This is a genomic window from Rhodococcus sp. HNM0569 (assembly GCF_012726205.1).
In the GTDB taxonomy this organism is placed as follows: Bacteria; Actinomycetota; Actinomycetes; order Mycobacteriales; family Mycobacteriaceae; genus Rhodococcus_F.
Genome location: NZ_JAASAE010000013.1, coordinates 68,358 through 90,966, shown reverse-complemented (window position 1 = coordinate 90,966; position 22,609 = coordinate 68,358). Strand labels below are relative to the sequence as shown.

The 22,609-nt window shown below is 69.5% G+C and carries 22 protein-coding genes; 11 read left to right on the top strand and 11 right to left on the bottom strand.

The window, feature by feature from the left end; genetic code table 11:
- Positions 1 to 7: 7 nt before the first annotated feature.
- From HCA44_RS16795 to HCA44_RS16785, 3 genes are all read right to left on the bottom strand, one after another.
- Positions 8 to 1,531 carry a CoA-acylating methylmalonate-semialdehyde dehydrogenase gene (locus HCA44_RS16795; protein WP_169650423.1) on the bottom strand — a complete coding sequence of 508 codons (1,524 nt, stop codon included), beginning with the start codon at positions 1,529 to 1,531 and terminating at the stop codon, positions 8 to 10.
- A gap of 100 nt (positions 1,532 to 1,631) precedes the next feature.
- Entirely contained in the window at positions 1,632 to 2,417 is a 786-nt protein-coding gene (locus tag HCA44_RS16790; RefSeq protein ID WP_169650422.1) for an SWIM zinc finger family protein, read from the bottom strand.
- Positions 2,418 to 2,444: 27 nt separating this feature from the next.
- A complete protein-coding gene (locus tag HCA44_RS16785) occupies positions 2,445 to 5,267 on the bottom strand; it encodes a DEAD/DEAH box helicase (protein ID WP_169650420.1) in 2,823 nt (940 codons plus the stop codon).
- Positions 5,268 to 5,337: 70 nt separating this feature from the next.
- Between HCA44_RS16785 and HCA44_RS16780 the strand changes: the two genes are divergently transcribed.
- The 4 genes from HCA44_RS16780 (at position 5,338) to HCA44_RS16765 (ending at position 8,332) form a co-directional block, all read left to right on the top strand.
- Positions 5,338 to 6,288, top strand: coding sequence for an NADP-dependent oxidoreductase (locus HCA44_RS16780; protein WP_169650418.1), 951 nt, complete (start codon positions 5,338 to 5,340; stop codon positions 6,286 to 6,288).
- Positions 6,285 to 6,602, top strand: coding sequence for a hypothetical protein (locus HCA44_RS16775; RefSeq protein ID WP_169650416.1), 318 nt, complete (start codon positions 6,285 to 6,287; stop codon positions 6,600 to 6,602). Before HCA44_RS16780 ends, HCA44_RS16775 begins: the two co-directional genes overlap by 4 nt.
- A gap of 99 nt (positions 6,603 to 6,701) precedes the next feature.
- A complete protein-coding gene (locus tag HCA44_RS16770; RefSeq protein ID WP_169650415.1) occupies positions 6,702 to 7,442 on the top strand; it encodes an HNH endonuclease family protein in 741 nt (246 codons plus the stop codon).
- 74 nt (positions 7,443 to 7,516) lie between these two features.
- Positions 7,517 to 8,332, top strand: coding sequence for a shikimate 5-dehydrogenase (locus tag HCA44_RS16765; RefSeq protein ID WP_169650501.1), 816 nt, complete (start codon positions 7,517 to 7,519; stop codon positions 8,330 to 8,332).
- On the opposite strand, the gene HCA44_RS16760 is transcribed toward HCA44_RS16765, so the two are convergent.
- Positions 8,317 to 8,838, bottom strand: a complete 522-nt coding sequence (locus HCA44_RS16760; RefSeq protein WP_169650414.1) for an O-acetyl-ADP-ribose deacetylase — start codon at positions 8,836 to 8,838, stop codon at positions 8,317 to 8,319. The genes HCA44_RS16765 and HCA44_RS16760 overlap by 16 nt on opposite strands.
- Positions 8,839 to 8,947: 109 nt before the next feature.
- On the opposite strand from HCA44_RS16760, the gene HCA44_RS16755 reads away from it, so the two are divergent.
- Positions 8,948 to 9,424, top strand: coding sequence for a thioesterase family protein (locus HCA44_RS16755; RefSeq protein WP_169650413.1), 477 nt, complete (start codon positions 8,948 to 8,950; stop codon positions 9,422 to 9,424).
- A gap of 3 nt (positions 9,425 to 9,427) precedes the next feature.
- On the opposite strand, the gene HCA44_RS16750 is transcribed toward HCA44_RS16755, so the two are convergent.
- Positions 9,428 to 10,327 (bottom strand): LysR family transcriptional regulator, encoded by a 900-nt coding sequence (locus HCA44_RS16750; protein WP_169650412.1) that lies wholly within the window; start codon positions 10,325 to 10,327, stop codon positions 9,428 to 9,430.
- A gap of 96 nt (positions 10,328 to 10,423) precedes the next feature.
- Here HCA44_RS16750 and HCA44_RS16745 point away from each other — a divergent pair, with 96 nt between their 5' ends.
- Positions 10,424 to 11,863 carry a malate:quinone oxidoreductase gene (locus HCA44_RS16745; RefSeq protein WP_169650411.1) on the top strand — a complete coding sequence of 480 codons (1,440 nt, stop codon included), beginning with the start codon at positions 10,424 to 10,426 and terminating at the stop codon, positions 11,861 to 11,863.
- Here the strand turns inward: HCA44_RS16745 and HCA44_RS16740 are convergent.
- Positions 11,848 to 12,876 (bottom strand): phosphotransferase family protein, encoded by a 1,029-nt coding sequence (locus HCA44_RS16740; protein WP_169650410.1) that lies wholly within the window; start codon positions 12,874 to 12,876, stop codon positions 11,848 to 11,850. The genes HCA44_RS16745 and HCA44_RS16740 overlap by 16 nt on opposite strands.
- Positions 12,877 to 12,990: 114 nt before the next feature.
- Here HCA44_RS16740 and HCA44_RS16735 point away from each other — a divergent pair, with 114 nt between their 5' ends.
- Together HCA44_RS16735 and HCA44_RS16730 are read left to right on the top strand one after the other, a co-directional pair.
- Positions 12,991 to 14,163, top strand: coding sequence for an MFS transporter (locus tag HCA44_RS16735; protein ID WP_169650409.1), 1,173 nt, complete (start codon positions 12,991 to 12,993; stop codon positions 14,161 to 14,163).
- A gap of 58 nt (positions 14,164 to 14,221) precedes the next feature.
- A complete protein-coding gene (locus HCA44_RS16730; RefSeq protein WP_169650408.1) occupies positions 14,222 to 14,839 on the top strand; it encodes a hypothetical protein in 618 nt (205 codons plus the stop codon).
- Between the two features lie 96 nt (positions 14,840 to 14,935).
- Here the strand turns inward: HCA44_RS16730 and HCA44_RS16725 are convergent, their stop codons facing one another.
- The 3 genes from HCA44_RS16725 to HCA44_RS16715 are packed head-to-tail and all read right to left on the bottom strand — an operon-like array spanning position 14,936 to position 17,815.
- Positions 14,936 to 16,363 (bottom strand): NAD(P)(+) transhydrogenase (Re/Si-specific) subunit beta, encoded by a 1,428-nt coding sequence (locus tag HCA44_RS16725; protein ID WP_169650407.1) that lies wholly within the window; start codon positions 16,361 to 16,363, stop codon positions 14,936 to 14,938.
- Positions 16,360 to 16,689: an NAD(P) transhydrogenase subunit alpha gene (locus tag HCA44_RS16720; RefSeq protein ID WP_169650406.1), complete on the bottom strand. Its 330-nt coding sequence runs from the start codon at positions 16,687 to 16,689 to the stop codon at positions 16,360 to 16,362. The genes HCA44_RS16725 and HCA44_RS16720 overlap by 4 nt, the downstream gene beginning before the upstream one ends.
- Before the next feature lie 4 nt (positions 16,690 to 16,693).
- Positions 16,694 to 17,815 (bottom strand): NAD(P) transhydrogenase subunit alpha, encoded by a 1,122-nt coding sequence (locus HCA44_RS16715; RefSeq protein WP_169650404.1) that lies wholly within the window; start codon positions 17,813 to 17,815, stop codon positions 16,694 to 16,696.
- A 151-nt stretch (positions 17,816 to 17,966) separates the two neighbouring features.
- Between HCA44_RS16715 and HCA44_RS16710 the strand changes: the two genes are divergently transcribed.
- Together HCA44_RS16710 and HCA44_RS16705 are read left to right on the top strand one after the other, a co-directional pair.
- Positions 17,967 to 18,731 (top strand): NAD-dependent deacylase, encoded by a 765-nt coding sequence (locus tag HCA44_RS16710; protein WP_169650402.1) that lies wholly within the window; start codon positions 17,967 to 17,969, stop codon positions 18,729 to 18,731.
- Positions 18,728 to 19,171, top strand: a complete 444-nt coding sequence (locus HCA44_RS16705; protein ID WP_169650400.1) for an HIT family protein — start codon at positions 18,728 to 18,730, stop codon at positions 19,169 to 19,171. Before HCA44_RS16710 ends, HCA44_RS16705 begins: the two co-directional genes overlap by 4 nt.
- A gap of 3 nt (positions 19,172 to 19,174) precedes the next feature.
- On the opposite strand, the gene HCA44_RS16700 is transcribed toward HCA44_RS16705, so the two are convergent.
- Complete coding sequence (locus HCA44_RS16700; RefSeq protein WP_346764765.1) at positions 19,175 to 20,569, bottom strand: FAD-linked oxidase C-terminal domain-containing protein; 1,395 nt, start codon at positions 20,567 to 20,569, stop codon at positions 19,175 to 19,177.
- A 45-nt stretch (positions 20,570 to 20,614) separates the two neighbouring features.
- Here HCA44_RS16700 and HCA44_RS16695 point away from each other — a divergent pair, with 45 nt between their 5' ends.
- Positions 20,615 to 21,019, top strand: a complete 405-nt coding sequence (locus HCA44_RS16695) for a DUF488 family protein (RefSeq protein WP_169650396.1) — start codon at positions 20,615 to 20,617, stop codon at positions 21,017 to 21,019.
- Positions 21,020 to 21,032: 13 nt separating this feature from the next.
- Here the strand turns inward: HCA44_RS16695 and HCA44_RS16690 are convergent, their stop codons facing one another.
- Complete coding sequence (locus HCA44_RS16690) at positions 21,033 to 22,565, bottom strand: AMP-binding protein (protein ID WP_169650394.1); 1,533 nt, start codon at positions 22,563 to 22,565, stop codon at positions 21,033 to 21,035.
- Positions 22,566 to 22,609 lie beyond the last annotated feature (44 nt).

Genomic DNA, 22,609 nt, shown 5'->3' with positions numbered 1-22,609 from the left:
CGCTCGCTCACTTCATGGTCGGGATGACGAAGTGGTCGCCCCGCTCGGTGGTCGTGCCCGCGACCTCACGCAGACCCGACGGCCACCGCTGGGTCACGGTCTTGGTCTTGGTGTAGAAGCGGATCGAGTCGGGCCCGTGCTGGTTGAGATCGCCGAATCCGGACCGCTTCCAGCCGCCGAAGGTGTGGTAGGCGATGGGCACCGGGATCGGGACGTTGACGCCCACCATTCCCACCTGGACCCGGGCGGTGAAATCGCGGGCGGTGTCGCCGTCACGCGTGAAGATCGCGACACCGTTGCCGTAGGCATGATCGGACGGAAGCCGCAGCGCCTCTTCGTAATCGGCCGCGCGCGCGACGAGCAGCACGGGGCCGAAGATCTCCTCCTGGTAGATGCGCATGTCCGCGGTCACCCGGTCGAACAGGCTGGCGCCCACGAAGAATCCGTTCTCGTGGCCGGGGAGAGTGAACCCGCGTCCGTCGATCACGAGGTCGGCCCCCTCCTCGACACCGAGGTCGACGTAGCCGTTCACGCGCTCGACGCCGTCGCGGCCGACGAGGGGGCCGTAGTCGCTCGCCGGATCGTCGCTCGGGCCGATCGTGAGTGCCCGCACACGCTCGGAGATCTTCTCGACGAGCGCGTCGGCGGTCTCCTCGCCCACCGGGACGACCACCGAGATCGCCATGCACCGCTCGCCCGCCGAACCGTAGCCCGCGCCGACCACCGCGTCGGCGACCTCGTCGAGATCGGCGTCGGGCATCACGATCGCGTGGTTCTTGGCGCCACCGAAACACTGCGCGCGCTTGCCGTTCGCAGCCGCGGTCTCGTAGATGTACTGCGCGATGGGCGTCGAGCCGACGAAGCCGACGGCCTTGACCCGCTCGTCGGTGAGCAGGAGGTCGACCACCTCCTTGTCGCCGTTGACGACGTTGAACACGCCGGGCGGCAGGCCCGCTTCGACGAACAGTTCGGCGAGGCGCAGCGGCACGGACGGGTCGCGCTCGGACGGCTTGAGCACGAACGCATTTCCGCACGCGATGGCGGGACCGGCCTTCCACAGCGGGATCATCGCCGGGAAGTTGAAGGGCGTGATACCCGCGACGACGCCGAGCGGCTGGCGCATCGAGTACACGTCGATACCGGTGCCCGCGCTCTCGGTGTACTCGCCCTTGAGCAGATGCGGAATGCCGACCGCGAACTCGATCACCTCGAGTCCGCGCTGGATGTCGCCCTTCGCGTCGGCGACGGTCTTGCCGTGCTCGGACGCCAGCAGCCGCGCGAGCGGCTCCATCTCGTCCTGGACGAGCTGCAGGAACTTCATCAGCACGCGCGCCCGACGCTGCGGGTTGACCGCGGCCCACTCGCGCTGCGCGCGCTCGGCGTCGGCGAGCACCGCATCCGTCTCTGCCGCGGCGGCGAGCGGGACACGCGAGGTGACCGCGCCGGTCGACGGGTCGTACACGTCGGCGAAGCGGCCGGATGTGCCCGGAATACGTTTTCCTGCTACGAAATGCGACAACTCGGCAACCATCGGATGCTTCCTCTCGTCGAACCAGGCGAATTCTGTCGCCCATCCTATAGTTGGAAGCCCAAGTATGTCTACGGGTCACATCGACAGGTTCCGGCGGCACTCAGCCGAGATGCTCGTACCGCAGCGCGAGTTCGTCCATCACCGCATCGACCTCGCGCTCGTCCACGCAGAACGTGCGCAGCGCGCCGCGCAGCAACAGCGGATCGAGGTCGTCGGGCGCGGCCACCGCGCGCGGCGCGGGCAGCGGGGGCAGCGTCACGCGGTCGCCGAACCAGTCGTCGGACGCGTCGGTGCCGTCGTCGATACCTGCGCTGCGCGCGTCGACCGCGGCGATCAGGTCGTCGAGCGGCAGACCCCGCAATGCGAGCAACTGGAGTGGGTCGGTGTCGATGCGTTCGGCCGCGAGGTAGGCGAGTGCCGCCGCGTGCTTGCACGGCCACCCGTCGTCCGGGCACGTGCAATCGAAGGCGATGTCGGCGCTGTCGTCGGGCAAGGCCGCGACGAGGAACGACTCGGGGAATGCGCCCGAGGCGAGCACGGCGAGGCTGCCCGGTTCGCGGCGTACGCGACGCACGAGGTCGTCGATCGTGTCGGCGTCGAACGGCCGCACCGACACGACCGCGGTGAAGGGCTCGAGCTGGCTGCCCTGCACCTCGCCCACGACCGCGCCCGGCTCGATCCGCAACGCCACGACCTGCCCGCTGCGGGCGTAGCTGCGGCCGCGGGACATGCGGCCCCGCTCCCCCACCCGCTCGACGACGTCCGCGAACGCGCGGCCCACCGCCGTCGTACCGAACCCGCCGCGCTTGCTGCGCGCGGTGACACCGCCCTTGACCGGACGGCGTGTGCCGTACTCGGCGAAACCGCCGGATCGCCTGGGAGTCATCCGTTCACCTCACTCACCTGCCATTACTCACTCGCCTACCGCATCGTCGCCGAGCGCGAGCAGATCGTTGAGCTCGTCGCTGCTCATCTCGGTGATCCAGTTCTCCCCCGCACCGACCGTGAGATCGGCGAGTTCCTGCTTGCCGGCGATCATCTGGTCGATCCGCTCCTCGAGCGTGCCGACGCACACGAGCTTGCGCACCTGCACGTCCTTGCGCTGGCCGATGCGAAACGCGCGGTCGGTGGCCTGGTTCTCGACTGCTGGGTTCCACCACCGGTCGAGGTGCACGACGTGATTGGCGGCCGTCAGGTTGAGGCCCGTGCCGCCCGCCTTGAGCGAGAGCAGCATGATCGGCGGGCCACCGGAATCCTGGAACTCCTCGACCATGCGATCGCGCCTGGGCTTGGACACGCCGCCGTGCAGGAACGGGACCTCGGCGCCGAAGCGCGCCGCGAGGTACGGCGCGAGCATGTCGCCGAACTCGCGGAACTGGGTGAACAGCAACGCTTTCTCGTCGTCGGCGAGAACCGACTCGAGGATGTCGTCGACGAGGGCGAGCTTGCCCGACCGGTGCGTGCCACGACGGACCAGCGCCGAGCCGTCCTTCGCGAAATGTGCGGGGTGGTTGCACACCTGCTTGAGCTTCGCGAGCGTCGACAACACGAGGCCTTTACGGCCCATGCCCTTGCTGTCCTCGATCTGCGTCAGCATGTCGTCGACCACCGCTCGGTACAGCGACGCCTGCTCGGTGGTGAGATTGGCGCGCACGGTCAACTCGAGCTTGTCCGGCAGGTCCGAGATGACGGCGGGATCGGTTTTGACGCGCCGCAACACGAACGGCGCGGTGACCGACCGCAACCGTGCCGCCGCGGCCGCGTCCTGCTCGCGCTCGATGGGAATCTCGAACCTGCTGCGGAACAACGCCTCCGAGCCCAGAACGCCACGGTTGGCGAAGTCGAGGATCGACCGGAGTTCGGACAGGCGGTTCTCCACGGGCGTGCCGGTGAGAGCGAGCCGGTGCTCGGCGGGCACCGCACGCGCGGCCCGTGCCGCGGCGGTGCGTGGATTCTTGACGTGCTGCGCTTCGTCCAGAACGATGCGTCGCCATGGCTGCTCCTTCAGATCCGCGATGTCGCGGGCGAGCAGCGCGTACGTCGTGAGCACCAGATCGGACCCCGCGACCGCCGCGGCGAGTGCGTCGCCCTCCGCGCGCGACGTGCCGTGGTGTACCAGCACCCGCAGATCCGGCACGAACCGTGCTGCTTCGCGCTGCCAGTTGCCCACCACGGACATCGGGCACACGAGCAGGGTGGGCGGCACCGGCCCTGACGACACGGCCCGTTCGTGCGCGATCAGCGCGAGGACCTGCAACGTCTTGCCGAGCCCCATGTCGTCGGCGAGCACCGCGCCGAGGCCACGCGCGCTCATGAACGCGAGCCAGTCGAGGCCTCGCTGCTGATACGGCCGCAAAGTCGCGTGCACCCCGGGGGGCGACGGCACCGGGTCCGGCGAGCGCCCGGGCTCGAGCAGCGCCGATGCCCATCCGGTCGCCGTGATCTCGTCGACCGGCAGGCCGCGCGCGTCGTCCTCGAGCAGTTCCGCGAGCAGATCCACGACCGCGCGGTCGCCGCTCGCGTGACGCTCGGTGACATACCGTGCGGCGCGCGCAAGCACGTCGGCGTCGGCGCGGACCCACTCGCCGCGCAGACGAACGAGGTCGCCCTGCGCCGACGCGAGACGGTGCATCTCGTCGGCGGTGAGGACGACATCGCCCAGCGCGAGTTCCCAGTGGTAGTCGACGATCTGCGAGGTGCCGAGGCCCTGTCCCTCCGCCGTCGCAGGCGAGGACGGCGAACTCACCCGCAGGCGCAGCGACGGCGACGCAGTGGTCCACGCGCGCGGCAGCAGCACCGCGATGCCCGCGTCCTGCAACACCTGGACGCCGTGCGAGACCAGGTCGACCACCACGGCGGTGGGCAGCAACAGATCGAGGCTGCCGGGATCGCTCGGCACGTCCCGCAGGCGCGGATATGCGTGCAGCGCGTCCTGCAACTTGCGGACCCCGAACTCGAGTTGCGCACGGTCGGTGCGGTGCAACTCGATCGGCTGCGGCGCCTCGCCTTCCGGCCGCAGGCACACCTCGAGGCGCCACAGCGTGTCGTCCGCGGAGTCGGTGTCTCCGAGGTCGTCGGGTTCGGCCAGCCGCAGCACCAGTGCGGGCTCGCCCGCGGTGAGGCTCGCGCGCCACGTGGCGAACGCCTCGGCCGTGCTCGGTGTCGAGTCGGGGTAGTCGGTGGCGTCGTCGAGCGCGCGCACGAACGGATGCGTACCGGTGCGCGCCGGAAAAGACAGCCGGACGACCGGGTCGGTGAGTTCGCCCAGCAGGTCGTCGAGCACCGCGCGCGGCACAGCGTCGACACGCTGCACAGGCGGCATCGACGCGAGCAGCTCGCTCGACCACGCGCGCTGCGCCTCACCTCCCACGAGCCGCCACCGGGGCCACCACGCGTCGTACCCGCGGTCGACCGCGGGTACGACGCGGCCCGCCCGAACCCACTCCGCGACGCCGCGCACGACGTGCGCCAGATAGCGCAGGTCGCCGGACACTCGCGCGTCGCCGACCGGCATCGCGAGCAGCAACGCCGCCGCGTCCGGTGGCGCGAACGCGACCGCGGGCTGCGTCGTCCACTCCCAGCCGTCCGCCGTGGGCAGCGGAACCTTGGCCGTGTGCCGCTTGCGACGGGCCAGGACCTCGTCGACGACACTCGGCGCTGCGGGCGGCGTGTGCACGGCGACGTCGTCCTCCCACACGAGCAGACCCGAGCCGGGAATCCAGAGGCCGTGCAGCATCCCCCCATTCTTCCAGCAGGTACCGACCGAAGCTCGTGGGCAGGCGCCGCGGGAGTGGCACAGTGTCGGCATGGCCCTTGCATACGGCTTCACCGAGTACGGCGGTCCCGAGACGCAACAGTTCCTCGACCTTCCGGTGGCCACGCCCGGGCCCGGCCAGGTGCAGGTCGCGGTCGTCGCCGCCGGGGTCAACCCTGCCGACTGGAAGGTCCGGTCGGGTCTGCGCAGGGACAGCGTGCCCGTCGCACTGCCCGCCGTGCTGGGCCGCGAGGTGGCGGGAGTCGTCACGGCGGTCGGTGAGGACGAGACGCGCTTCTCGGTGGGCGACGAGGTCCTCGGGTCGACCGCCGCCGGGTTCGGCGGCTACGCACAGTCGACCGTCGTCAACTCCGCGTCCACGGCGCACAAACCCGCGACAGTCGCGTTCACGGACGCCGCGACGATCCCGGTCGCGCTCGGCACGGCGTACGACGCCCTCGACCGACTCGCACTGCCTGCAGGCTCGACCCTCCTGGTGATCGGTGCCGGGGGCGGAGTCGGCAGCGCAGCGCTCTCGCTCGCGCGGCTGCGCGGGCTGAACGCGATCGGAATCGCGAGCCCGGCGAAGGAACGCTTCGTCACCTCGACCGGGGCGAGATGGGTCGAATCCGGAGCCGGCGCCGGGAGCCGAGTCGGCACGGCGGTCGACGCGGTGTTCGATCTCGTGGGAGGAGACGTACTCGCCGACGTGGCGGACGCGGCGAGCGGTGCGCGCGTGGTCAGCGTCGCCGATCCCGCGCAGGCGGCCGCGCTGGGCGGTGGTGGCGTCACCCGCAGGCGCACGAGCCAGGTGTTCGGCGAGATCGCGCAGCTGGTCGCGTCCGGCGACCTGGACGCTCATGTCACACGGGTCTTCCCGTTCGCCGAAGCCGGCGCGGCGCTCGCGTCGGTCGAGTCCGGGCACGCGGCGGGCAAGGTCGTGCTCGACGTGCGCGCCGACGAGCGGCTCCCGACGGAATCGAGTGGAAGGCCAAGGACGTGAACATCGTGATCCAGGTGCTCGACCAGGAGTACGCCGCGGAAACCCCCTGGGAGGAACGGAAATACGCGTTCGTCGACGCCGACAGCGTGGTCACCGCGCGACTCGACGGCAGGCGCGGTGTGTGGCTCGACGGGCCGCGGCCCGGCGAGTCTCACCAGGTCGCGCTCACGCGGGAGCCGAGCGACGCGGTCTTCTTTCTGCTCCGCATCCTCGAAACGGTCGCCGACTGCCGCGCGGAAGGCGGTATGTGGCTCATCGGCCACGACGGCCGCGACATGAGCTCGATCGCGGCGTCGCCCCTGCCGTTCGTCTGACACTGCCGTTCGTCCGACACCTGTGTTCGTCGGCGGTCGACCGGCGCATGTCGGCGGGGCCGGGTACTGTCCGATCGACTTCGAGCGCCGGGGGGACGCATGGGGAGAGTCGATCGGGTGTGGTTGCGGCGCAACCGGGTGTCGGTGCGCACCGTCTTCGTGGCGGCTGCGGCCGGGGTCGTGGCGGCGCTCGCGGGCGGCTGGCTCGTCGACCAGGCCACGGTGGCACCTGCCCCGGGCAGCCCGACCGCGGAGCACGTCCGCATGTTGCTCGCGTCGGTCGACGTCGTCGCGGCACGCCCGCGGCCGGGCGGCTATTCGCGGGGGTGCGGCTCGGGCGAAGGCTGCGTGTTCGGGCCCGCGTGGTCGGATGCGCAGGACGCGCCTGGCGGGCACGACGGGTGCGACACCCGCAACAACGTTCTCGCGCAGACGCTCACCGACGTCTCGTTCCGCTCCGGCACCGGCGACTGCATAGTCGACAGGGGCGTGCTCGCCGATCCGTACTCGGGCACCACCCGCGAGTTCGACCGCTCGGAGGCGCGAGCCGTGCAGATCGATCACGTGTTCCCGCTCGCGGCGGCGTGGGATCTGGGCGCGTCGCAGTGGCCGCTCGACCGGCGGATGCGGTTCGCGAACGACGTCGCGGTCAACCTCCTCGCGGTGGGCGCTCGCGACAACCAGGACAAGGGCGACGGCACGCCGTCCGACTGGCTGCCGCCCGCTCCGTCGATGCACTGTTTCTACGCGGGCAAGTACCTCACGGTCGCGCTCGCCTACGATCTGCCGGTCACCGAGGCCGACCACGCCGTGCTCGCACGCATAGCCGACCGATGCTGACGGTCGGTAGAGTCCACACCGTGCAGGTACCGGATCCGACCGACGCGCCGGGCACACCCCATGTCCCGGCCACCATGAACGTCCTGAATCGGGACACTCGACTGTGCATCTCGCTGTCCGGCAGGCCCAGCAACATCGGCACCCGGTTCCACAACTATCTGTATGCCGCGCTCGGCATGAATTTCGTGTACAAGGCCATGACCACCGACGACATCGCGGGCGCGGTCACCGGCATCCGAGCGCTCGGCATCCGCGGGTGCGGCGTCTCGATGCCGTTCAAGGAGGACGTCCTCGGACTGGTCGACGTCGTGCACGACTCGGCCGCCGCCATCGACTCGGTCAACACGATCGTCAACGACGACGGCGTGCTGCACGCCTACAACACCGACTACCAGGCGGTCGCCCGGTTGCTCGCCGAGCACAGCGTGTCGGGTAACCACACCGCGGCCGTCGCGGGCAGTGGCGGCATGGCGAAGGCCGTGGTCGCCGCGGTGCGCGCCGCGGGCGTCACCGAGTGCGTGGTCGCCGCCCGCAACGAACGCACCGGGCGTGCGCTCGCCGAGCGCTACGGCTTCACGTGGGCGCCCGACCTCGCCGACCGTTCGCCGGACGTGCTGATCAACGCCACGCCGATCGGCATGGCGGGCGGGCCGGACGCGGACACGCTCGCCTTCACTCGGGAGGCCGTCGATCGCGCGTCGCTGGTGTTCGACGTCGTCGCGTCGCCGCCGGACACCCCGCTGGTGCGGGCCGCCACCGACGCGGGCACGCCCGTCGTGACGGGCGCCCAGGTCATCGCGCTGCAGGCTGCCGAGCAGTTCGTCCTCTACACGGGCGTGCGCCCCGCCGACGATCTGATCGCCGCCGCCTCGGTCTACTCACGCGAGTGAGCGAGCGCCTCACGTAACCGTGCGGCCATCGCGTCGTCGTATGCGACGAGCACGACCTGCGCGATCTGCGCGTCCGACGACTCGATCGCCCGCACCGCCTGGCGCACCGCGTCGTCGGCGGGCCACCCGTAGACCCCCGACGAGATGATCGGGAAGGCGACGGAGCGGGCACCGAGTTCGCGGGCGACGTCGAGGCTCGCGGTGTACGCGCTGCGCAGCGTCGCCGACCGGTCCTCGTTCTTCGCGTACACGGGACCGACCGTGTGGATCACCCACCGTGCCGGCAGTTTTCCCGCGGTCGTCGCGACTGCCCGGCCTGCCGGGAGGCCGTCCGGCAGCGTCGATTCCCGCAATGCGCGCGTCTCGTCGAGGATCTCCGGCCCACCTGCGCGGTGGATCGCGCCGTCCACTCCCCCGCCGCCCAGCAGCGACGAGTTGGCGGCGTTGACGACGGCGTCCACCTCGAGCGCCGTGATGTCTCCCTGGACGACACTGATCTCGCTCATGACGCTCATTGTCGACGGGTACGGTCGCGGCGTGCCGGGTTACCGCGCAGTCGCTCCCGACGACTGCTCGCCGTGAGGCCGTCGAGCGGACTCGATAGGCTCGGCGCCCGTGAGCACTTCCGACCAGCCGCATGCACAGTCGCTGCCCGACCCCCAGTCGTATCCGGTGCTGTGGCCGGTGCCGACCAGGTGGGCCGACAACGATCACTACGGTCACGTCAACAACGTCACGTACTACGCCTACCTCGACACCGCGGTCAACGCCTGGCTGATGTCGTCGACGGACACCGACATCCGGGACTTGCCCGCGATCGGCATCGTCGCCGAGACGTCCTGCCGTTACCTGCGCGAACTGAGCTTCCCCGATGCGCTGCAGGTGGGTATCGCCGTCGAGCGACTCGGCACCCGCAGCATCGTGTACTCGCTCGCCGTTTTCCGCGTGGAGGGAGACGCTCTCGTTCCCGCCGCGACCGCACGGTTCGTCCACGTCTACGTCGACCGCGACACCCGCACCCCGGTGGCGATCCCCGAAGCGATCCGGACTGCCGCCGCCACGATCGTGGTCGACGACCGCAACGCGGGATAGTTCTCAGCTGCCCACAGGCATCCGCCAGTGTTCGAGCATGTATCGACGCAGACGTTGCGCAACGGGAGTGCGGCCGGTCGGTCCCCACGCGAGCGCCACGTCGCGTCTGCACGTGTCCGGCTCGAGCGGAATCTCCACGGTCCCGGATGCCGTTCGGTCGGCGTGCGGCAACAAGGCGACACCGAGACCACGGCCGACCAACTCGCGCATAGTCGCGAACTCGGTGACCTCGATCGTGATGTCCGGCGTGAAGCCGGCGGCACGGCACCACGAGTCGGTCGACCGACGCAGGTTGTAGGTGGACGGATTCGCCACGAACGGATCGTGCCGTAGGTCCGCCAATCCGAGTCGCGGCTGGTGCGCGAGAGAGTGTCCGGACGGCAACACGGCCGTGATCGTCTGCACGTCGACGATCACGTGCTCGATACCCTCGGGCGGCGGAATCACCACCGCGACATCCACTTCTCCTTCCCGGAGCCTCGAGGCGAGGTCGGATCCGTGCGCCTGCTCGAGGTGCAGGTGCACCCCCGGAACCTCGCGGTGGAATGCAGCGAGCAGAGCCGGCACCCGGCCGGATCCCATCGTCAGCGGAAAGCCGAAGCGCACCGTGCCGTGGTCGGCATCCGCCTCGCCGGCGAGATCGTCGAGGGCGTCGGCCATTTCGCGCAGTGGGCCGCGGACACGGCGGGCAAGTCGTTCGGCGGCAGGCGTGAGGGTGACGGTGCGGCCGCGCGGCACCAGGAGCGGTGTGCCGAGCTCGCGTTCGAGGAGATGAATACGCCGACTCATCGACGACTGCGGAATGCCCAGGGCCTGCGCCGCACGAGTCATGTGCCCGTCCTGCACGGCAAGTGCGTTCAGCGCGCTCAGGTGCGGTGCGAGCCTGGCCATCAATTCATCCATTCGCGGATTATATATACCCGATCATTCATTGGACGGAACGTATTCGGTCGAGCAGAGTGGGGAGCGACGAATCCGATCCCGAAAGGACAGCGGCACATGACAGTTCGACGAACGCCGACGATCCGGCGGGGGGCCACGACAGTCACGTCCGAGACCGACATCCTGCTCATCGGCGGCGGCATCATGTCGACCACGCTCGCAGCGATGCTCGCTCTCGACGAGCCGACACGACGGATCACGCTGGTCGAGCGTGCCGGCTCACTGGCAGCCGAAAGCTCGTCGGCGTGGAACAATGCCGGAACCGGTCACTCCGGCTACTGCGAACTCAATTACATGCCCGACCCGGAAGATCCTCGTGGACCACAGGCCGTGGCCGACCTCTACGCGAGGACGCGCGACTGGTGGTCCGCGCTCGAACGCCGCGGGCTTCTCGACACCGCCGACTTCCTCCACCCGACACCGCACATCGATCTCGTATTCGGCAACCGAGACGTGGAGTACCTGCGACGGCGCTTCGCCACGCTCGTCCGCGACCCGCGCTTCCGCGACATGGAGTACACGGAGGATCCCGACGTCATCGCACAGTGGGCTCCCCTCACGATGCGGGGCAGACACGCCCCGGAACCCATGGCGGCAACCCGCCACCGGCACGGCACCGACATCGACTTCGGCGCTCTCACTCGCACGCTCGGCGAGCTGGTCGCACGGTCGGGAGGAACGATCGCCACCTCACACGAGGTTCGCCGCCTGTACCGCCGAGCCGAAGGTGGATGGACCGTCACCGGAAAGAACACGAAGGACGGTGGAGCCTTTCGCATCCACGCCGCATTCGTCTTCGTCGGGGCGGGAGGGCGGGCGCTGCGCCTGTTGCAGCAGGGAGGCGTGCCCGAGGTGAGAGGCTACGGCGTCCTACCGGTGGGCGCGGGCTTCTTCCGGTGCTCCCGAGCAGAGGTCGTCGAGCACCACGAGGGCAAGGTGTACGGCCAGGCGGACGTGGGCGCGCCACCGATGTCGGTTCCTCACCTCGACAAACGCATGGTCGACGGCAGAGGGCACGTGATGTTCGGCCCGTACGCGATGTTCAGCACGCGCCTGCTGAAGCACGGCAGCCTCGTCGACTTCTTCGCGACGCTGCAGTGGCACAACCTGCCCGTGCTCGCCGCCGCCCTCCGCGACAACCTCGGTCTCGTCCGATACCTGATCGGACAGCTCCTCGCATCCGACCGGAGGAAGTTCGCGCAGTTGCGCCGCTTCTACCCCGAAGCCGATCGGGATCACTGGGAGTTCTTCGCGGCCGGGCAACGCGCGCAACTGGTGACACCCGATCCGGACCGTGGCGGCGCACTACGCTCGGGAACCGAACTCGTGATGTCCGAAGACCGGTCGATCGCCGGTCTGCTGGGCGCATCCCCCGGCGCATCCGTCGCGGTGCCCGCCATGGAGGACCTTGTGCGGGAGTGCTTTCCGCAGACGAAACCCTCGTCGGCACCCCGCCTGCCCGAGGCGCCGACGAGCGGATCCTACGAAAGCCCCTGAGCGCGAGCGGTTTCCACCGCGCGGTCGATGATGCCGTCGACCAGCGCCGCAGTGGGAGCACCCGAGTCGGCACGGTTGCGGGGGTCGTCGACGATGCGGCGCAGTACCCCCTCGGCGATGATCGCGAGCTTCCACAACGCGAGCGCGTGCCAGTAACCCACGGCTGCGACGTCGCGACCGGTGCGCTCGGCGTACAGCGCGGCGAGTTCGTCGCGCGTCGGGAAGCCCTCGAGCGTGGACGCCATGAACGGCCCGGCGACCTTGTCGTCGGCCTGCGACCAGTAGGCGAGCAGCGCTCCGACATCCGCGAGCGGGTCGCCGAGCGTCGCGAGTTCCCAGTCGAGGACCGACAGGATGTCGCCGCTCTCCGGGTCGACGATGACGTTGTTGAGGTGGAAGTCGCCGTGCACGAGCGTGACCTCGGTCTGCTCGGGCGCATTGCGTTCGAGCAGGTCGGCGAGTTCGTCGACCGCCGCGACCTCGCGCGTCTTCGACTTCTCCCACTGCGCTTTCCAGCGCTTGATCTGACGTGGCGCGTACGGAGCGTGGCTCGCGAGGTCGGCCAGACCCGTGTCCTCGAGGTCGACGGCGTGGATCCGCGCGAGCGTGCGCGGCATCGAGGCACCGATCGCGGCGCGCTGCTCCGGCGTGAGCGTCTCGGCGGCGTTGACGCTGTCGACGACGGTGCCCGCGACATAGCTCATGAGCACGAGCGGTGCGTCGGTGATCGCGGGGTCCTCGGTGAGGCCGAGGATCTTGGGGACCGGCACCTTCGAGAACTGCAGCGCAGACAGGATGCGGTGCTCACGGACGACATCGTGTGCCGACGACAGCAACGTGCCCAGCGGGGGACGGCGCAGTACCCAGCGCCCGCCGCCCGCATCGGTCACCGAGTAGGTGAGATTGGACTGGCCGTTTCCGATCCGCTCGAAGGCGAGCGGAGCCACGGCCCCGACGCCCAGTCCGGCAATCCAGGCGGACACGGCATCTTCGTCGATCCCTACAGCATTCACGCGCAAGAGACTAACGCCTGGCACCGTCGCTTCGGGACGCCGCGGGCGCCGCACGCGAAGCCCGGCGCTCCACGGCCGGTGCTGCGACAGTGGTCGGGGACGGTTTCCCACGGCATGGACGGGAGCGAAAACGAGGTGCAACGCACACGTCGAGCACGCGTAGCGATCTTCGCCGTGTTCGCGACCAACGGTTTCCTGATGGGACTGTGGGTCGTACACATCCCGACGGTGCAGGAGCGCACGGGTGTGAGCCACCCGACGCTCGGCAGCCTGCTGCTCGTCCTCGCCCTCGGCGCGATCGCGGGCATGCAGTTGAGCGGTCCGCTCGCCGACCGGATCGGCAGCGCCCGGATGGTCGCCGCCGCGGGCACGATCCTGGCCGCGGCGGCGGTCGGGCCCGCTCTCGCGTCGAACGCCTGGCAGCTGGGCCTCGCGCTCGCCTTGTTCGGCTTCGGAAACGGGGCGCTCGACGTGTCGATGAACGCGCAGGCCGTACTCGCGGAGCGCCGCTACGGAAGGCCGATCATGTCGGCCTTCCACGCCTTGTTCTCGATCGGTGGCGTCGCGGGTTCACTCGCCGGGGCCGCGGCGCTCGGCGGCGCGCTCGCACCGGCCGCCACACTGGGGGCCGGCGGCGCGGCCGGGTTCGTCGTCGTCGCGTGCGCGACGCCCAGCCTGTTGCCGTCCCCACGACATCACGCCGACACGCCTCCGCCCGGCCCCCGGCGCCGCCGCCCGTCGGGAAGGGTCGTCGCCCTCGGCGCCCTCGCCTTCGGCTTGCTCCTCGCCGAGGGCGCGGCGAACGACTGGAGCACGTTGCAGGTGAAGGAGGAATTCGGCGCGAGCGATGCGACCGCCGCCTTCGCATTCGGCGCGTTCTCGACGACGATGACGCTCGGCCGGTTCGCCGCGGACCGCGTGAGCCACACCCTCGGGCCGGTCGCGGTCGTGCGCTACGGCTGCGCGCTCGCGGCGGTCGGTATCGCGCTCGTCGCCACGGGCCTGACACTGCCGCTCACGCTCGCCGGGTGGGCACTGTTCGGGCTGGGGCTCTCGGGCGGCATCCCGCAGATCTTCACCGCCGCAGGCAACCTTCAGGACGGCGCACCGGGCACCGACATGTCGCGTGTCGTCGGGATGGGTTACGTCGGACTTCTCGCGGGTCCCGCTTTGATCGGGTGGTCCGCGCATGTTATTCCACTCACGCTCGCCATGGTCATTCCACTGTTCTGCGTCCTCGCGGCGAGCGCCGGCGCCCGAATTGTCCGGCCTCGCAGGGCACTTTGACCAAGATCACACAAAACGCGATTTCGGGAGGCCAGGCGTCTTTGGCATCCTGGTCAGCGTGACAGATTCGGCCCGTCGGACGCAGCGCAGCGTCCGCCTTCTCTCCCTTGCCGCTACCGGTGCGATCGCACTCGTGGCGCTGTATCTCCTGCGCCCCGATTCGACTGCGATGCAGTTTCCCGAACAGATCCGAACTATGGCCGAACCTGTCCTGACCGCGGTGGACGTCACCACCGTGATGGCAGCCACCGTCGTGCTTTCGGTCGTTGCCATGATCCGGCGCCTTTCCTACGGCGTCGCGGCGGTCCTCACCCTCACGGTCGGCGCCAACCTGGGCTCGGCGCTCGTGCGCGTGTGGGCCGACGGCGCTCCCGAGGCGATCCTCCCGAGCGGACATGTCGTCGCCGCGATGGCCGTCTACAGCACCGGACTGCTCGTGGCGTCGCCGCGCTTCAAGCCGGTCGTGTCCGGCCTCGGTGCCGTCGTGGTCCTGGCCGTCGTCGCGGCCTCGCTCGCGAGCGAGCCGGTGGGCCTGCCCGGCATCGCGGCCGCAGGCACCATCACCGCCATCTGGTGGGCCGTCGCGTCGATCATCATGGTGTACTCGCCGATCGCCGCCGAACGCGAGCGTCAGCGTCCCGACCCCGCCGCGATGGCCCTCGTGCGGCACCGCTGACGGTCACCCCCGTTCCCACATCCACCCCGGACGCAAGTTCGCCCGCGCGCATCGAATGCGCACGGGCGAACTTGCGTCCTTTTTCGTCGAACGGGCTCAGAGGGCCTTGAGCTCCTCGATGACCTCGCCCACCATCTTCTTGGCATCGCCGAACAGCATCGACGTGTTGGGCGCGTAGAACAGCGGATTGTCGATCCCCGCGAAGCCGGACGACATCGACCGCTTGAGCACGATCACCGACTTCGACTGGTCGACGTTGAGCACCGGCATGCCGTAGATCGGCGACGACGGGTCCTCGCGGGCGGCCGGGTTGGTGACGTCGTTGGCGCCGATGACGAGCGTGACGTCGGTGCGCGCGAACTCGTCGTTGATGTCGTCCATTTCCTTCATCGCGTCGTACTCGACGTCGGCCTCGGCGAGCAGCACGTTCATGTGACCGGGCATGCGGCCTGCGACCGGGTGGATCGCGTACTTGACGGTGACGCCCTTGCTCTCGAGCAGTTTCGCCATGTCCTTGACCGAATGCTGCGCCTGCGCCACCGCGAGCCCGTAGCCGGGCACGATGATCACCTGGTTGGCGTACGCCATCTGGATCGCCGCATCGGCCGCCGAGGTCGACGTGACGGTGCGGTTCTCGTCGCCCGCCGCGGCGGCCGGACCCGCGCCGCCACCGAAGCCGCCCGCGACGATCGCCGGGATCGAACGGTTCATCGCCTTGGCCATGAGGTTGGTCAGGATCGAGCCGGACGCGCCGACGATCATGCCCGCCACGATCATCGCCTGATTGTCGAGCGCGAGGCCCGCCGCCGCTGCCGACAGGCCGGTCAGTGCGTTCAGGAGCGAGATGACGACCGGCATGTCCGCGCCGCCGATCGGCAGCACCACCATCAGACCGAGCACACCCGCGAGCACGAGGACGCCGACCATCCACCACTGGCTGGTGGCGCCTTCCGGCGAGATCGCCTTGACGCCGATGACCACCGCGAGCACGACTGCCCCGACGAGCAGCAGACCGTTGAGCGGCTGCTGCAGTCTGCCGATGCCGATCGGCTTTCCGGGCAGGGTCTCCTGCAGCTTGAGGAACGCGATGACCGAGCCCCAGAACGACACCGAGCCGATGATCGCCGCGAACAGCGACGCGACGACGATGTGCGCGACCGGCTGTTCCCCATGGAAGTTGGTGAAGCCCGACGAGTCGAGGAACTCGGACCACGCGATGAGCGCGACCGTGCCGCCACCGACGCCGTTGAACAGCGCCACCAACTGCGGCATCGCCGTCATCTTGGTCCGCAGTGCGGGCGGGACGCCAAGCGCGATGCCGACGACGAGGCCGACGACCACGATGATCCAGTTGGCCGAGTCGGCGTCACGGATCGAGATGAGCGTGGCGACGACCGCGACGAGCATGCCGACCGCGGCGATCTGGTTGCCACGCACGGCCGTCTTGGGGCCGGTGAGACCCATCAGGCCGTAGATGAACAGAGCGAAGGCCACGATGTAGAGGCCGTTCACGAGATAGGTCACTTGTGATCCCCCTGCGCAGCGCTGCCGGCCTTGTCGGCCGGCTTCGTCTTGAACATCGCGAGCATCCGGTCGGTGACGACGAAGCCGCCGACCACGTTGACGGTGCCGAAGATCAAGGCCACCAACAGGATCACGCGCAGACCCCACGACGGGTCGTGGACCTTGCCGAGCACGACGAGCGCACCGAGCATGACGATGCCGTGGATCGCGTTCGTACCCGACATGAGCGGGGTGTGCAGGGTGTTGGGGACCTTCGAGATGACCGCGAAGCCGACGAACCCGGACAGCACCAGGATCGCGATGTTGGACAACAGTTCGGTGTACATGCCTCTACCCCTGTTCCTCGGCGACACGTGTGACGCACGATGCGGAGAGCACCTCGTCGGAGAAATCCGGTGCGAGCGCGCCGTTCTCGTCGAGCATGAGACCCAGCAGCGCCGCGACGTTCTTCGCGTACAGCTCCGACGAATGCTCGGGCATCGTGGCAGGCAGATTGAGCGGCGACGCGATCGTGACGTCGTGCCGCACGACCGTCTCGCCCGGCACCGTCAGTTCGCAGTTGCCGCCGGTCTCGCCCGCGAGGTCGACGACGACGCTGCCGGGCTTCATCGCCTCGACCGCGGCCGCGGTCACCAGCCGGGGTGCGGGACGACCCGGCACGAGGGCGGTGGTGATGACGACATCGAAGCCGCCGATCGCCTCCTGCAGGGCCTGCTGCTGCTGGGCACGTTCGTCGTCGGTGAGCTCACGCGCGTATCCGCCTTCGCCCGCCGCGTCGATTCCGAGATCGAGCCACTGCGCGCCGACGGATCGCACCTGGTCGGCGACCTCGGGGCGCACGTCGTAGCCGGTGGGGCGCGACCCGAGCCGCTTGGCCGTCGCGAGCGCCTGCAGGCCGGCGACACCGACGCCGAGCACGAGGACCGACGCGGGCTTGACCGTGCCGGCCGCCGTGGTGAGCATCGGGAAGAACCGGGTGAGCTCGGTGGCCGCGAGCAGCGTCGCCTTGTAGCCGGAGACGTTCGCCTGCGACGACAGCGCGTCCATCACCTGAGCACGCGAGATGCGCGGAATCGCTTCCATCGCAAAGGCCTGAACCCCCGCGTCCTTCAACGCCGCGATCTGGTTGCCTTCGTTTCGCGGTGCGAGGAAGCCGATGACGGTCTGCCCCGCGCGCAGTTTCGCGACCTCGTCGCCGGACGGCGGGGCCACCTTGACGACGACGTCGGCCGACCACGCGTCGCCGAGGCGCGCGCCTTCGCTCTCGTACGCCGCATCGGGGATCAAAGCTCCTGCGCCCGCCCCCGGCTCGACGACGACGTCGACGCCCTTGCCGATCAACGTCGCCGCTACCTTCGGCACGCGCGCCACCCGGCGCTCGCCGTCGCCGGATTCGCGCACCACCCCGATGGTGGCGCGTGCGGATCCGGCATCCGCTTCTGGTGCTGTCACAGCCCTACTCTTTTCGTGTCGAATTGCAGTACACCGCTGTGGCGGCGGGACCCGAGCAGCTGCCGATCGTGACTGATGCCGTCCGGGGTCCAGGCATCATAGCCACACGCACAACCCGTTTCGGCCACCGAGCGTGCACACAATGGAGGCCATGAACACCGATTCGGTCGGCGATGTCGCCGACGTCTGCAGGTCAGCGGGTTCCGTCGCGATCCTCACGGGCGCCGGGATGTCCGCCGAAAGCGGCATTCCCACATTTCGGGATGCACAGACCGGGCTGTGGGCACAGTTCGACGCCGCAGCGCTCGCGACACCCGAGGCGTGGCAGCGCGATCCCGCGACCGTGTGGGCGTGGTACCAGTGGCGCGCTGCGCTGGTACGGAAATCGGAGCCCAACGCGGGCCATCGTGCGATCGCGCGGTGGCAGCAGCTCACTCCGCACGTGTCGGTGGTGACCCAGAATGTCGACGACCTGCACGAGCGCGCGGGCAGCCTCGTCACGGCACATGTGCACGGCAGTCTGTTCCAGCCGCGATGCTCGCGCTGCAGCACTGTTTTCGACGACGAGTGCGTTCTCCCCACCGAACCGGTGGCCTCGCTCGAGCCGCCCCGGTGCGCGCGATGCGGCGGTGCGGTGCGGCCGGGTGTCGTGTGGTTCGGCGAAGAGCTCCCCCGCACCGAGTGGAATGCCGCCGACGCCGCCGCGACGACGGCAGACGTCGTCCTCGTGATCGGCACGTCGGGCGTGGTGTACCCGTTCGCGGCACTCCCCGAGGCCGCGCGCGACGCGGGCGCGGTCGTTGTGGAGGTCAATCCCGAACGCACGCCGATCGGTTCGGTCGCGCATCACGTCGTACGGGCCACCGCAGCGACTGCCGTGCCTGCGATCGTCGAGCGCCTAGGGTTGGGTACGTGACGACCGACGACTGCCCCTTCTGCGCGATCGTGCGCTCCGAGTCCCCGGCCATCCGGATCCACGAGGACGAGCACACGCTCGCCTTCCTCGACATCCGCCCGGTCAGCCGAGGGCACACCCTCGTGATCCCGAAGCGTCACTCCCCCAACCTCGAAGCGCTCCCCGTCGACGACGGCGCGCGGGTGTTCGCGGTCGCGCAGCGGATCGCGCTCGCGATGCGTCGCGGACCCGTGGCCGCGGACGGGGTGCACCTCGTGGTCAACGACGGTCGCGCAGCGATGCAGACGGTCTTCCACGCGCACATGCACGTGGTCCCGCGTCATCGAGGCGACAAGGTCTCACTGGCCGCAGGTCTCGCGACTCGTCGCAGGCACGACCCGCAGCAGACCGGCGCCGACGTGCGTGCAGGCCTCGAGCCGGGACGAGAGGGCGAGAAATGACGGTCAGAACATCTTGCCCGGGTTGAGGATGTGATCCGGGTCGAGCGCCGACTTGACTGCGGCGTGCATCGCGAGCACCTCCGGCGACAGTTCGCGACGCAGGCCCGGCATCTTGAGCAGGCCGACCCCGTGTTCTCCCGTGACCGTCCCGCCGAGCTCGAGTGCGGCCGAGATGATGTCGTGGAAAGCCGCCTGCGCGCGCTCGCGGGCAGGCTCGTCGTCGTGCGGCGTGATGAGCAGAGGGTGCAGATTGCCGTCGCCTGCGTGCGCGATATCGGCGATCACGGTGTCGTGCGCGCGACCGATCTGCTCGATACGCGACAACATCTCGGGCACATGACGTTTCGGTACGCACACATCCTCGGTGAGCACGGGACCGAGGCGTTCGAGCGCGGGATAGGCCAGTCGGCGCGCGGCGAACAGGGCGTCGGCTTCGGCCTCGTCCGTGGACGCGGCCGCCCACGTCGCCCCCGCGCCGTCGAAGCACCGGATCATGCATGCCGCCTCGTCGTCGCCGACAGTGCCGGGGGTGTCGATGCGGCCGAGGACCAGGACGTCCGCATCCGCCGACAGACCCATGTTCTTCCACGCGTCGACGGCTTCGAGGCAGGTGCGGTCGACCAGTTCGAGCGCCGACGGCGTGAGCCCCGCCTCCGCGACGGCGCGCACGGCGCGCCCGGCATCGACGATGGAGTCGAAGTATCCGGCGACGGTGCGCTGCGGCGCCTGCAGTGGGCGCAGTTTCACGGTGACCTCGGTGACGATGCCGAGCGTGCCCTCGGACCCGACCATCAGGCCGGCGAGATCGTAGCCCGCGACTCCCTTCGCGGTGCGCCGCCCGAGCTGGACGAGTTCGCCTGTGCCGGTGACCACTTCGAGACCGAGCACGTAGTCGCGCGTGACGCCGTACTTGACGCAGCACAGTCCGCCCGCGTTGGTGGCGACGTTGCCACCGATCGTCGACCACGGTGAGCTCGCGGGGTCCGGCGGGTACCACAGCCCCTGCTCCGCGCACGCCGCGCGCAGGTGGTCGTTCACGACGCCCGGCTCGACGACGGCGAGGCGCTCGAGCGTGTCGATCGTCTTGATCGCGGTCATCGCCTCGAGACTCACGACGACGCATCCGTCCACCGCATTGGCGCCGCCCGACAGACCGGTGCCTGCGCCGCGGGCGACAACCGGGATCGCACGAGCGCGGCACGCACGGACGACGGCTTGCACCTCACGCGCCGACTCGGCGCGCACGAGTGCGAGCGGCAACGCGTACGGCGCCCACTCGGCCTCGTCGTGACTGTAGGACTCGAGCACGTCAGGATCGGTGACGACGCGTTCCCGGGGCACCTCGCCTGCCAGGCTGTCGAGGAGTTCCTGGGCAGAAGCGGGTGCCGAGACGTTCACCCGATCAGGGTACGCCGGGGGCACGCACCCACTACCTTCGGACATATGGCGACCAGGAAGAACGACACCGGCGCCGCGACCGATCCCGAGATCGCGATCGAGCGGGTGTACGACCACCCGTCGGGTTCCGGCGAAGGGTTCCGCGTCTTCGTCGACCGGCTGTGGCCCCGCGGCATGCGCAAGGACGCGTTCCACTTCGACGACTGGGAGAAGAACCTCGCCCCGTCGACCGAACTGCGGCACTGGTACGCACACGACGTCGCACGCTTCGACGAGTTCCGCACCCGCTATCTCGACGAGTTGTCCGGCGAGCAGGCGCGGGCTTCGGTCGATCGCATCCGGGATCTGGCGGACGGGCGGCCGCTCGTGCTCCTCACCGCGACCCGCGACGTCGAACACAGCAATGCCGAGGTGCTCGCGGACTATCTGCGCAGGCACCTCGACAGCTGAACGAGCCCTCCGGCTACCGGTACTGCGCGCGCAACTTGTGCTTGACGAGCTTGCCGGTGGGCGTGCGCGGCAGCGACTCGGCGAAGTCGATACTGCGCGGCGCCTTGTAGTGGGCGACGCGGCTGCGGACGAACTCGAGCAACTCGGCGGCAAGCGCGTCACCGGGCTCGATGCCCTCGGCCGGCTGCACGATCGCCTTGACCGACTCGCCCATCTCCGGATCGGGTACGCCGATGACTGCGACGTCGAGGACCTTGGGGTGCAGGGTCAGCGCGTTCTCGGTCTCCTGCGGGTAGATGTTGACCCCACCGGAGATGATCATGAACGACGCGCGGTCGGTGAGATACAGATAGCGCTCGTCGTCGAGATATCCGATGTCGCCGCTCGTCGTCCACGTCGGGTGGTTCGGGTGCTGTGCGGCAGCGGTCTTCTCGGGGTCGTTGTGATACCGGAACGGCAGCTCGTCGCGTTCCCAGTACACGGTGCCGATCTCGCCGCTCGGCAACTCGCTGCCGTCGTCGTCGCAGATGTGCACGATGCCGAGTACGCCGTCCCTGCCGACGGACCCGGGATGCGCGAGCGAGCCTGCGCTGTCGATGAACGTGGCGCCCGCACCCTCGGTGGACGCGTAGTACTCGTGGATCACCGGCCCCCACCAGTCGATCATCGCCTTCTTGACCTCGGGCGGACAGGGCGCTGCTGCGTGCACCGCAGCCTTCATGCTCGACACGTCGAACTTGTCGCGCACGTCGTCGGGCAGCTTGAGCATCCGCACGAACATCGTGGGTACCCACTGGCTGTGGGTCACTCGGTAGTGCTCGATGAGGCGCAGCGATTCCTCGGCGTCGAAGCGGTCCATCACCACGACGGTGCCGCCCACCGATTGGACCGAGCCGCAGAACCGCAGCGGCGCCGCGTGATAGAGCGGCGCAGGGCACAGGTAGACGGTGTCCGTGTCGAACCCGTAGGCGGGCGCGAATGTCGCGGTGTACGCGTCGACGGTTTCGGTCACCTCGCCGTCCTGCAGAGGCCCCTTGATGCCCTTCGGCCTGCCGGTGGTTCCGGACGAATACAGCATGTCGCGCCCGCGCGGCTGGTGCGCGAGCGGTTCCGTGGACTGCTCCGCGAGGGCGTACTCGTAGTCGTCGAATCCCGCGAGCTCGCCGCCGTACACGAGTCGGTGTTCGACCTGCGGCGTAGCGGCCGGGTCGGTCGGTACGGCCGACTGCGCGTCCGCGGACACGACGAGCACACGCGCGCCGCAGTCGTCGACGATGTACGCGGTCTCGTCGGCCGTGAGGTGCCGGTTGACGACGGTGACGTACATGCCCGACCGCAACGCCGCCCAGTACGCCTCGAACACCCGCAGATCGTTGGTGGACACGACGGCCAGGTGATCGCCGACGCCGAGTCCGAGCGACCGGAGGTAGCGCGCGAGCTGCGTGGAGCGCTCGTCGAGCCGACGATACGACAGCCGTTCGCCGGTGGCCGCGTGGATCGCGGCAGGCTTGTCGGGAGCGGTGGCAACGAAATTCCCTGGGAACATGTGACTCCTCCATCGGCGCGGGTGCCTAGGGTCTACCACGGAAT